Below are 11,360 nucleotides of genomic sequence, written 5' to 3'. Positions count from 1 at the left end.
AGACGCCGCAGCCGGGACAAACGACGCAGGAATGCAAGCTCGACAAGGCTATCGCTACGATATTGACGGGCTGCGAGCGATCGCCGTTAGCTCCGTCGTCGCCTATCACGCTTTTCCGTCCTTCGCGCCCGGTGGTTTTACGGGCGTCGACGTCTTTTTCGTCATCTCCGGCTTTCTGATCACCTCGATCCTGACGCGTGAGATCGAAGAGGATCGCTATTCGATCCTTGAATTCTATGCGCGCCGCATCCGCCGGATCATCCCGGCGCTGCTTTTCATGCTTGCCTTTGCGATTTTGTTCGCCCTGATCTGGCTGCCGCCTGCCGAGCTTGCCTCCTTCGGCGGCTCGCTTGCAGCGACCGCGGCTTTCGCGTCGAACCTCTTCTTCTGGCGGCAGAGCGGCTATTTCGACATTATCGCCGAATCGAAGCCGCTGCTGCACACTTGGTCGCTCGCGGTCGAAGAACAGTTCTATATTTTCTTTCCGATCTTCCTTCGCATCGCATTTCGATTCCGGGTCGTGACGCTGGCGCTGATCGTCGCGTTCTCAGGATCCTTCGTCATCGCCGCGGTCACGATCCGGCTTTGGCCGGGCGCGGCCTTCTATCTCCTGCCGACGCGCGCCTGGGAGCTTCTTGGCGGCTCCTTGCTTGCGCTTCTCTATCCCCGCCTCAAGGTGGCGCCGTGGCTCGGCGAAGCGTGCGCCGCCGCAGGCTGCGCGCTGATCTTCGCGGGCTTCGCTGTGCTCAATCAGGCGTCCGCCGTTCCCGGCGTCGCCGCTCTGCTGCCCTGCTGCGGGGCGCTTCTCGTCATCGCGTCCGGCGCATCGCCGCGCGCGCCGTTCGTCTCGCGTCTGCTCGCATGGAGGCCGATCAATTTCATCGGCCTCATTTCCTATTCGCTGTATCTCTGGCACTGGCCGGCGATCGTCTTTGCGAAATATATCGCGGGGCCGGAATCGCCGATCGCGGTCGCCATTTCCGTCATCGTCGCGGTCGCGATGGCGAGCTTCTCCTGGCGATTTGTGGAAGCGCCTTTCCGCCATCCGGTCGCTTCACCGCGCAGGTCGTTCGCCGATGTGCTTGTCGGATCGCCGCTGCGCGCCTGCGCGTCATGCGCCGGCGTTCTCGCCGCCGTCTTTGTCATCGGCGGCGGGCTTTCGTCGCTGCTCAGCCGTTATGACGGCGTCCGCTTGCTTTACGGTCGGAAGATCGCCGACCTCAATGTCGTCGCGGAGCCTTCGCTCTCGCCGAGGGCGTGCCTCTGGTCCGTCAGCGGCGCGCTCTCGCCGCCCTGCCGGATGGGCGACAAGACGTCGCCGCCGCGCGTCGCGCTCTGGGGCGACTCTTTCACGGATGCGTTGAAGCCGGGATTCGAAGCCGTGAATCCCGGCGTCGCGACCATCGCCCTGATAGCGCATGGATGCCCATCGATTCTCGGCGTCGCGCCGCTGCGCGCAACGCCGAACAGTGAGAAAGTCGCCGCCGACTGCCGGCGCTTCAATGATGAAGCCTTCAGATACATCGCCAGCGAACCGTCGATCGAGACTGTCGTGCTGTTCAACAATTATGTCTGGCATCTCGATCTGCAGAACCTGCCTGCCGGCTTCGGCGTCATGCCCGATGGGCCACGCCCGGCGACGGTGGAGGGCGTCCGCAACGCGATCCTTGAAGCGTTCATCGCGACCGCCGCAAAACTCGTCGAAGCGGGGAAGAAGGTTGTCATTGTCGGGAGCTACTACGAGAATCCCGAACTCGGCGCCGGCTACTTCGTCAGGACGCTGCGAAGGTTTGGCGATGCGGATCCCGTCGCGCGCGTGCCGCTCGGCGAATATCTGAAGGCCAGTCGGATGTTCAATGATCGCGTGCGCGCCGCGAGCGGCGGTGGAATCGTTTTTGTCGATCCGGCCGCGATCTTCTGCAGGGATGCGGAGAAGACGGGCTATTGTGATTATGCGCCTGATGTCGCGTTGCTCGTCGACGAGGGTCATCTGAGCCGGGAAGGGGCGCGGCGCGTCAGCGAATTGATCAATCAGCAGGTCAAGGCCGCGTCGCGTTAGATCGCGGCGAGGGCGGGCCTGGTCTCCGGCGATCCCTGTCTCGCGCGATCCTAGCCTCGCGCGATCTCAGTAGGCCGCGAGAAGATCGCGCGCGATATTGCCCCAGTTGAGACGGCCCTTCGCGATGTCGGATGCGCCGGCCTTGAGGCGCCGCCTCAGCTCCGCATCGTTCGCAACGAGTCTGATCGCGTCCGCAAGCGCTTTCGGATCGTTCGGCGGGACGAGCAGTCCATTGTTCTTGTCGTCGACAACATCGGGAATGCCGCCGACGCGGCTTGCGATCACGAACCGTCCATTGGCGAAAGCCGCGGCCAGCACGCCGCTTTGCGTGGCGCTGAGATAAGGCAGCACGACGCAATCCGATTCTTCAATCTCTTTGATCAGCGCGGCGGCCGGGATGAAGGCGTTGGCGACGCTGACTTCACGCAGCTTCGTGAAGCGTTCTTCGAACTGATCGAGCTCGGGGCCGCGACCGGCGATGCGCAGGCGGAAATCAAGCCCTTCGGCGCTGAGCATTTCCGCCGCTTCGCAGAGAACATCGACGCCCTTATATTTCTCCATCCGCCCGAATGAGAGCACGCGCAGGGGCGGCGGGGTCTCGGCCCTGGTCTGATCGCCGGCCAGAATGACGCCATGCTCAGTCACCACGACCTTCTGGCCGGGAAGCGTATAGGCCGCGACATATTCATCATAGCAATGCCGGCCATGCACGAACACGACATGCGCCGACCGCCGGACGAAAGCGCGGAAGCGATGGAGTCTTTGCGCGATCGCCGCGTCGCGGCCGTCATGCGGAGTGGGGTCATGCACGGTGAGCGCGATCGTGCAGAAGGGACGGAACAGAGCCGCGATAACAGCGCAGATGACCGATTTGATCAGGCCGGACGCTTCCTGGATGTGGATGACCGATGGCCTGAATCTCAGGAAGCTGAGCGCGATGCGGAGCGCATCGAAAGGCGAGCCAAAACTGACATTCCTGATTTCGACCGTCGGAGATTTCGGCATCACACGATCGGCATATTCGCTGTCGAGCCGATCTTGCTCGATGACGAGCATGACGCGCGCATCGCGTGACAGCGCGTTCGCGAGCAGAAGCGCATATTCCTGAAAATGCGGAGCGATGACGGCGATGCGTTTCATGAGCCTGATGAGGACGCGAGGCTGGATCCGCGCGACGTCGGCGCCTGCAATTCGACCGACGCAATCGCCGTTTCAGGCGGCTTGCGGCGCTGACGCAGCCCCCGCAACAGCCCGATGGCGAGCACGTTCCATGTCGCAAAAGAATAGGCGCCGAGCCTAAGCGAGCCCCGGCGCGCCGCAAGAAAAAGCAGCGGGGCCAGCGCGAGCGGAATAGCCAGCAGCGGATAGAATATTAGGCACGCCGCAAGCGCGATCCACCAGAGAATGACGACCGCGCCATGGCGGATATGGGCGAGCTGTCGCAGGAGCAACAAGAGATGCGGCTTCCCGATCGCGCCGCGCAGAACCTCGCCGGCGGCGTTCGCATAGCCTGAGCGAAGCCAGCGACGCAGCATCGCTAGTCCGCCGACGCTATGCCCGAAATGATCGACGGCCGCGACGTCGATGCGCGCGAGTTTCCAGCCCTTCTCCTGAAGGCGCATCGCAAGCTCGAGCTCCTCGAACGCATGCAGGTTGCGGTCGGCGAAATAGTGGACGTCCCGCACCGCGGAGACTTTGTAGAGGCCGCCGCAATCGAGCCGGTTGACGACGCCAGGCAGCCAGTTCGGATCGGTCCGCACTGTGTTTGCGCGGATCTGGTACTCTTCGCCGGCGATATTCTTTTCGTTGACGAGCCCGCCCACCGCGGCGACTTCAGGGTTTTGTTCGAGAAAGGCGACGCCGGCCGGAATGAATGCGGCGTTGAGAATCATATCGCCGTCGAGCAGGTAGAAATAGTCGCCGCTCGCATGCTGGAAGGCGAGCTGGGCGCCGGTCCCGCAACTCCGCTCGGAAGGATCGGCGAGTTGCACGATGCGAATCGGAAATTGTTTTGCGATCTCGATGGTCCTGTCGGTCGAGCCGCTGTCAGCGAGAATCACCTCGCCGTCGAAGGCGCGCGCCGCCTCCACCGCGCTCGCGATCGATGCCGCGATATGGCGCTCTTCGTTCAGCGCCTTGATGCCGATGGTGAGCTTCACGGCGCGGTCGACTTCGCCGTTTCTGCGGCGCGCCATCTCCGCGCCTGCCGCCAGACCCAGAAGGCGTAGATCGCCTCGCCGATAAAGATGCCCGCGATGGACCAGAGCGGTCCGCCAAGCGCGAGAAGCGCGCCGACAGCCGCAATCGAGACGCCGCAGGAAATCATGCTCGCATAGGCGAGCGGACGGAACATGCCGCCGGCCTGCAGAAGAATGCTTTCGGGCGTGCGCAGAAGGCGAATTGCGGAAACCGCCATCCACAGTGCGGCGCCGGTTGCGATCTCGGCGAGCGGATAGCGGCTGGGAAAAATGAGCTGAGGCGCATAGGCAAGCAGCGCGGCTGCTCCCGCGGCGGTCGCCACCCACATCGCCATCAACGCAAGGCGGAATAGGCGGACGGAGCGCTCGGCGCGATCGAGGCGGTTCTCATGAATCTCGCGCGCCATCTGGGGCCGTTCGAAGTCGCTCAGCGCATTCGTCACGACGCTGATCGGACGGATCAGCAGAGCGCTCGCGGACAAGGGCGCGAATGCGCCCGGCCCGAGAAAGAAGGTGACGAGATAGGCGTGCGCGTTCGCGGTCGCTTCGGTCGTGACGACGCCGGTCAGCGACCAGCTCGAATGCCGCCGCCAGACTTCGCCATAAAGCGGCGTCTCGCGCAGCGACAGGCGCACGAACTGACGCGAGAGATAATCCTTGCCGAAAGGCAGCAGCGAAACGGCGGCGCTCAGGCAGAGCGCGGCGTGGGGAAGCGTCAGCGAATCCGGCTGCCGGAATTGAATGAGCACGACGCCGGCGAACAGCGTCAGCGTGTAGAGGAGATCGGATGCGGTCGTTCGCATGGGCGCGGATGTGACATAGGCGTAGGCGCGCCCGAACCATCGAAGCAGCGCAAGCGCGCCATATCCGGCGAAAAACAACGCCGCCGGCGTCGGCGCGCCGAGCGAGGCGCCGAGCGCCCAGAATATGAGGAAAGCGATCGCGGCGCCGAGAAGATTCGCCGTGAAGAGCGCGCGCAGCATCGCCTCGCGTCGCGCCGCATCCTCGCCGCCCATGAGAACCGGCAGGGGCGCGCAGAACAGCGCGCTCCATACGCCGTTGCTGAATTGCGAGGTGACGAGAAGGAAGGAGAACGCGCCGAATTGCGCTGGCTGCATCATACGCAGCAGTTGCAGCGAGAGCAGAAATTGCGAAACGGCGGCGCCGACGGGCCCGACGGCGGCGAGCCCATAGCGAAAGGCTTTTTCGAGAAGGGCGCGTCTGGACGCGCCGCGCGCGGGTGGTTCAAGCATGCGCGCGGGGGGCGGAGCGCAGCCGGGTTTCGACGCCGATCATTGCGATCGTCAGCATCCACATAATCTGAATGATCGCGTCGCGATCGAGCAGGCTCGTCTCGGTCAGGTTGTGGCCGGCGCAGAATATCTGAAAGGCGAACAGCAGCGCGCCTCGCTGCCGCGGAATTTTCAGGCTCGTGAACAGTTTGATCAGGGGCGCGACCACCGCTGCGGCGATCGCGAGCACAAGGCCGGGCAATCCGGTCTGCACGAGAAGATCGAGATAGCCATTGTGCCCGATCGCGACGAGCGACACCCAGCTTCCCGTCTTCGTGTAGCGATAGAGCGGGCTATCGTCGCCGACATTCCAGAAGGAGCCGTAGCCCGAACCAAGCCAGTGGTCTTGCCAGTAGGCCATCATGACGGACCAGATCTGGACGCGCCCCGTGAATGCGTCCGGACGCCTGAAAGGTTCGGCGATGGCGTCCCAATAGATGAAGCCGAAAGTGACCGTGAAGAAGATGGTCATCGCGGCGCCCAGAAAGAGCAGGAAGCGATAGCGCGGATTGTAGGTCAGGAAGATCGCGCCCGCGACGATTGAAATGGCGAGAATTCCGAACGAGGTCTTTGCGTGCGTGCGATAGAGGAAATACGCGCTCGCCACGATGACGGCGGCGCGGAACCATTTCGGAATCGCGCGCGCATCGAACACAAAGAGCATGATGGTCAGCGCGCAGACCGCGCCGGCGAAGTTCTTCTGCTCAAGGACGCCCTTCCAGTTGCCGATCAGATCGGGATCGAGTCCGAATCCCTCGACTGACACCGCCTCGTGCGTGCCGATGGATGGCGCGAGGACTGCAGCGGCGTAGTTCACCGCCAGCACGAGCACCAGGATGGTGCGCATCAGGCGCAGAGTGCGAGTCGAGCCGATCAGATCGACAGCCATGAAGATGCTCATGATGACGATCGTCGTCAGCAGAAGACGCCGCACGGCGACATCGGGGGCCACCGCCCAGGTGAGGCTCAGCCAGCACCAGCCGAGCGTCAAAGCAAGGGTGAATGGAATCGCCAGCAGACGAGACGGCTGATCGCCCACGCGCGCGGCCATGGCCACGCAGAGAAAGAGCGCGATATAGATGACCTGCCTGAGCGGGCTGCCTTCCCCCGTATAAGGCAGCGTCTTCAGCGTCATGTAAGGCCCGGCGATCATCAGAATCAGCAGGCAGGAGATGGAGAACGCCGCGAGTTTGACGTTCGGCGGGCGCCGGTAGCTATGGCTTCCGCCACGAGGCGCGCTGCGCTGCAACCTCGCCGGACGCGGCGCGATTCGCCTCCCGATCGGGGCGGCGCTCGACTCTCCTGGCGGATGGGCGTCGGAGGCGGTCACCGGGAAATTCTCGCAGTCTGTCCGGCGCTCAATAGCGCAAGGGTGTGCTTTCGGAAATCTTCATAGACCATATCGTTGCCGAGCCCGCTGAGATGGTCGGCGTCAAAATAAACCGGCCGCCCCCGGTCGAACGAGTTGCAAACCGCCGTGGGGCACAGGAGCGGGAAGGGGTCCCAGATCGTCACATTCGAGAGCTTCGTCGCCAATGCGGACATGGCGTCCGTCACGGGCTGGCGGAGAGACAGGAGCTGGCTGCGATCGATTTCGAATCCCGCCGCGCAAACCGGATTATGCTCGTTGAACCAGTCGGCGCATCGGAAGGGCGGGCTCTTGAAGATCGGCTTCGGCGCCTCGAACTCGATCCGCACGCCGCGATCAGCCAGCGGCCGCAGCAGCGCGACAGCCTCCTGCACGATCGCATTTCGCCGCGCTCCGTCAGGATCGCTGTCGGATCTGCGCTGACGCAATTCTTCCACGCCGCCCCACTGATCATGGAAGCGCGGCAGCCGCAGGCTGGCGAGGAAGACGATATCATCGGGCTTCGCGGCGTCGGAAAGGGCGCGGGCCAGCCGGTCGTGAGCGGCGTGGCAATCCTTGTCGAGATCGGACACCGGTCGATAGAGCGGAATGAAGGCGCAACCGGCGCTCGTATAGATCCGGACTGTCATGCCGGTGTCCATCGCGAAGCGGCTGACCATCGGCGTGTAGGCGTCCGCATGCGAATCGCCGACGACGTGCAGGACGCGGTTCGATGGCTCATGCGCGCATCCGGTCGCTGTCCAGACCGCGACTCGCGCGCCCTGTTCGTTAACGATCGATTTGCTGGCGCGGCAGGCCTGCCCGGCGCGGGCGGGGCGTTCGACGGGATACCACGCGGCGGTGTCGCCGGTGACGCTCAAGGTGATGCGCGATCGCAACTGAAAAAGCGCGGCCGCGCCGCCGGCGCAGAGCACGATCACGGCGAGCGCAGCGGGGATGAAACGATAGGCCGAGATATGGGACCGCCAGTTGAAGCGTCGTGTCGGCGTCTCGACGAACACGAACGAGGCGACGCTCAGCGCCAGTGCGAGACCGGCGGCGATCACGCAATTGAAGAGGCTGTCGAGGCCGGCCGTCCAGCGGAACAGGACGAAGACCGGCCAGTGCCAGAGATAGAGCGAATATGAGATCCTGCCGATCGCGACGGGAGCGCGCATCGAAAGCGCCTGCGCGACAGAGGTTTCCTGGCGCGCCGTCACGCAGGCGATCAAGGCGCATGAAGCTGCGACAGGAATGAGAGCTGTCGGGAAGGGCGAGAAGATCGTCGCCGGAATAGCGAAAGATCCCGCCATGGCGACGATGGATGCGAGCGCGATCGCGTTGACGCGTGACGCAGGGAGCGTCTCGAAGCGCGGTTTCCATCGCCCGATCGCGAGATAAAGGCAGACGCCGGCGCCCATCTCCCAGAACCGCGCGATGGGGAGATAGAACGCATACTCCCATCGCTTCAGCGTCAGCAGGCCGCAGGCGATGAGCGAGAGAAGCGAAAGCAGCGCGACGGGAAGGAAGGCGCCGTTTTTTCCCCGTCCACTTCGGTCCCCGAAGAAATAGATGAGGAATGGAAAGATCAGATAGAACTGCTCTTCGACGCCGAGCGACCAGGTGTGAACAAAAGGATTGAATGTGGCGCGCGGCGAAAAATATTCGTCGCTGTTGAGCGCAAGGACAATGTTGCTGAAGCCGAAGAAGGCGGCAATCCCGGTTTCCGACAGGGAGCTGCTGAGCCAGGACGACGGGATGAAGAGAACGCTGAGCAACGCGGTGGCTGCGAGGCAGACGATGAGCGCCGGAACGATGCGCACGATGCGTCGCGCATAGAAGTAGCTCTGAAATTCCAGCAGGCTCGAGAATTTGGCGTCCGCGACGGAGCTCGTGACGACAAAACCGGAAATCACGAAGAAAATGTCGACGCCGAAATATCCTCCGGGAATCAGCGATTCACGCAGATGATAGAAAAACACGGAAAGGACCGCGATGGCGCGCAGCCCGTCGATCGCCGGAATATATCGTGAGGGCGTCAAATCACACCGTCCCGCTCATTGACTCGTGATCATGGCGAGCGCGCGTCCTGCGGGCGGAGTGCGGCGATCCGCCGCTTTTCGCGGCCGCCGATCAGGCGGGTCGCAGCGAGGACCGGCTTTTCGACAAGAAGATGCGCAGCGACGCCTGCTGCGATCGAGGCCAGCGCGGTCGCCACATAGAGCGCAGGGGCAGGCGCCAGATTCGGCGCAAGCTTGTGCTGGAGGATCGCCATCACGGTGATGGCGGCGGAATGAACGAGATAGATGGAATAGGAGGCCTCGCCGAGCAGCAGAAGCAGCTTCGACGGCCGCCAGCTTGCGTGCTTCTCGGCCAGCGCGCCGCCCAGCAGGATCATCGTGAAGGGAACAGCAAGGGCGAGCAGCGTAAGGGGGCTGATCTGCGCGATCCGCGCCTCCACCCATCCAGCGGACAGGCAACTGATCAGTCCGAGCACGCCGGCGACCAGAATAGCCAAGCCCCAGCGCGCATCGACAAGTCGATAGAAGAAGAAAGCGCTCATTCCAAAGAGGAAATAGACATTCCACATGTGAAACATGCCGAGCGGCTGCGGATTGAACCAGATGTTGGCGATTGCAATTCCGGCGCCCCACGCGACCATGGCTGCGACGCCCGCCACGCGGTTGAGAATGAGCAACGCGAAAAGGGCGTAGAATCGAACTTCGTAGAAGAGCGTCCAAGCGACCTGCAGCGGCAAGCTCAGCGGGTCGGAAAGCTCCGCGAGCGCATAGGCGGAGAGGAGATTGCCGAAGCGCCATTCGAATTTCGCATTCCCGACGCCGACAAAGGCGGCGAGAATGAACAGGCTGAGAAAAATCCAGTAGACCGGATAGACTCGGGTGAAGCGCTTCCACGCATAGCGTCCGACGCGGGCTGGCTGGCCGATATCAGCGTGATGCGCATGCAGGATGATGAATCCGCTGAGCACGAAGAAGAAATTCACGCCGAGCCACCCGGGCGAGGAGATCGCGCCGAAAACATCGATCCCGCCATATTCCGGCTGAGCGAGGATGAGATGCGTATGATAGAGCGCGACCGCGATCGCCGCGAAGCCGCGCATCACCTGAATCGAGAGGATCACATCCCGCGTCGGAGCGTCTGGCGCGTTCGGCTCCATCACGCCACCAGCTTCTCATATTCGGCGATCATGCCGTCATAGGTGAACGACTCCGCCAGATGCGCCGCGCGCGCCTGCCAGTGCTCGTAGCAGGCGCGATCATCGAGCAGGCGGCGGATTTCGTTCGCCAGCGCCACGGGATCATGCACCGGCGTCGTGATTCCGCAGACCGTGCCATCCGCGGCGGTGACGCCTTCGATCTGCGTCGGGACGTCGGACACCACGAGCGGCAGGTTGAGTTTCGCCGCCTCGATCAGCGCCAGGCTGTGCCCTTCGAACAGGCTGGGCTGCACGAAAACATCGCCTTCCGCGAGCAGCTCGAGGGTCGCTTCGCGCGACCGGGGACCGAGAAAGCGAATGCGGTCGCCGACGCCGAGTTCGGCGACGAGCGCCTTCAGGGCCTGCTCGTCCGCGCCTCCTCCGACCACATCGATCGTCACGTCGGGCAGATGGGCGGCGGCGCGAACCAGCACGGGATAATTCTTCTGGGCCGCGAGCCGGCCCGTCGCGATCACTTTCCGCCCGCGCCCCTGGCGCTCGCGTCGGCGCGCCGCGAGCGCGGCCACCTGGCTCTCGATCATTGGCGGGAGCGCATTGTAGATGGTGCGCCGTTTGGCGCGATAACGGCTCGGCTTCTGCTGCAGAGAGGCGCCGACCGAGTTCGACACGCTGATGATCGTCGGCACATTGTCCCAGGAGCCGATCCAGCTATCGGCGACATTCAGCAGGCGGTTGTGCGTCTCGACAGGCGAGTGATGTGAAATTACTACTTTGGTGCGCGCGCCCGCGAGCCGCGCCGCCAGCGGCGCGAGAACATTCGCCGCCGGCATCGCCGTGAACGCCAGCGCCGGCGCTTTTCTTCGGAAGAAGCGGATAAGAGAAACGAGAAGCGACAAATGCGCCCCGGGCGCCGACGGGCGTTTCGACGCGAAATATTGCCAGGGCAGATCGACCGAGGTCTGACGAAGCGTGTCCGGATGGGGGTAGAGCGCCATCAGGCTGACCTTGAAGCCGCGCGCCCGAAAGCCTTCGGCCAGATTCGCCCAGATTTCCTGCACGCCGCCGGCGGCGGAGTGAGACAGCAGAAAGACGATCGATGGTCGTTCTTCAGCTGTTTCCACGCAAACCGCCCCGCGATCTCTCAATTGGATGGATGACGCGCGCCGCGCGTCCGGACGCAGTTGCGCTCGCTGCCCGCGAGTTTCGCTCGCGGGATGGGATAGCAGCCCCCACGCGCCGGATAAAGCTTATTTTGCATTGCAGCATAACTGTCCTGGATACGAGC

The 11,360-nt window shown here is 63.5% G+C and carries 8 protein-coding genes; 1 reads left to right on the top strand and 7 read right to left on the bottom strand.

The window, feature by feature from the left end; all coding sequences use genetic code 11:
• The first annotated feature begins 31 nt into the window (after window positions 1–31).
• The gene (locus L8F45_RS18595; RefSeq protein WP_342359351.1) at window positions 32–2,059 is read left to right on the top strand and encodes an acyltransferase family protein; all 2,028 of its coding nucleotides are present in this window, start codon (window positions 32–34) and stop codon (window positions 2,057–2,059) included.
• Between the two features lie 66 nt (window positions 2,060–2,125).
• Here L8F45_RS18595 and L8F45_RS18590 read toward each other — a convergent pair whose 3' ends face one another.
• From L8F45_RS18590 to L8F45_RS18560, 7 genes are read right to left on the bottom strand one after another with little or no spacing between them, the layout of a single operon-like run.
• Window positions 2,126–3,199 (bottom strand): glycosyltransferase family 4 protein, encoded by a 1,074-nt coding sequence (locus L8F45_RS18590; protein ID WP_342359350.1) that lies wholly within the window; start codon window positions 3,197–3,199, stop codon window positions 2,126–2,128.
• Entirely contained in the window at window positions 3,196–4,254 is a 1,059-nt protein-coding gene (locus L8F45_RS18585) for a glycosyltransferase family 2 protein (RefSeq protein ID WP_342359349.1), read from the bottom strand. Before L8F45_RS18585 ends, L8F45_RS18590 begins: the two co-directional genes overlap by 4 nt.
• Complete coding sequence (locus L8F45_RS18580) at window positions 4,215–5,510, bottom strand: lipopolysaccharide biosynthesis protein (RefSeq protein WP_342359348.1); 1,296 nt, start codon at window positions 5,508–5,510, stop codon at window positions 4,215–4,217. Before L8F45_RS18580 ends, L8F45_RS18585 begins: the two co-directional genes overlap by 40 nt.
• Window positions 5,503–6,879 (bottom strand): O-antigen ligase family protein, encoded by a 1,377-nt coding sequence (locus L8F45_RS18575; protein ID WP_342359347.1) that lies wholly within the window; start codon window positions 6,877–6,879, stop codon window positions 5,503–5,505. Before L8F45_RS18575 ends, L8F45_RS18580 begins: the two co-directional genes overlap by 8 nt.
• Window positions 6,876–8,939: an acyltransferase family protein gene (locus L8F45_RS18570; protein WP_342359346.1), complete on the bottom strand. Its 2,064-nt coding sequence runs from the start codon at window positions 8,937–8,939 to the stop codon at window positions 6,876–6,878. The genes L8F45_RS18575 and L8F45_RS18570 overlap by 4 nt, the downstream gene beginning before the upstream one ends.
• Window positions 8,940–8,968: 29 nt before the next feature.
• Window positions 8,969–10,075 (bottom strand): acyltransferase family protein, encoded by a 1,107-nt coding sequence (locus tag L8F45_RS18565; protein WP_342363498.1) that lies wholly within the window; start codon window positions 10,073–10,075, stop codon window positions 8,969–8,971.
• Window positions 10,075–11,196: a glycosyltransferase gene (locus L8F45_RS18560; protein ID WP_342359345.1), complete on the bottom strand. Its 1,122-nt coding sequence runs from the start codon at window positions 11,194–11,196 to the stop codon at window positions 10,075–10,077. The genes L8F45_RS18565 and L8F45_RS18560 overlap by 1 nt, the downstream gene beginning before the upstream one ends.
• Window positions 11,197–11,360: the final 164 nt, after the last annotated feature.

The organism is Terrirubrum flagellatum, from assembly GCF_022059845.1.
GTDB lineage: Bacteria > Pseudomonadota > Alphaproteobacteria > Rhizobiales > Beijerinckiaceae > Terrirubrum > Terrirubrum flagellatum.
This window is presented reverse-complemented; position numbering and strand designations above follow the sequence as displayed.

Bases quoted from the DNA above. Each gene is read 5' to 3' on its own strand.
- L8F45_RS18585 (WP_342359349.1), bottom strand. From the start codon at position 4,254: ATGGCGCGCCGCAGAAACGGCGAAGTCGACCGCGCCGTGAAGCTCACC.
- L8F45_RS18590 (WP_342359350.1), bottom strand. From the start codon at position 3,199: ATGAAACGCATCGCCGTCATCGCTCCGCATTTTCAGGAATATGCGCTT.
- L8F45_RS18595 (WP_342359351.1), top strand. From the start codon at position 32: ATGCAAGCTCGACAAGGCTATCGCTACGATATTGACGGGCTGCGAGCG.
- L8F45_RS18580 (WP_342359348.1), bottom strand. From the start codon at position 5,510: ATGCTTGAACCACCCGCGCGCGGCGCGTCCAGACGCGCCCTTCTCGAA.
- L8F45_RS18565 (WP_342363498.1), bottom strand. From the start codon at position 10,075: ATGGAGCCGAACGCGCCAGACGCTCCGACGCGGGATGTGATCCTCTCG.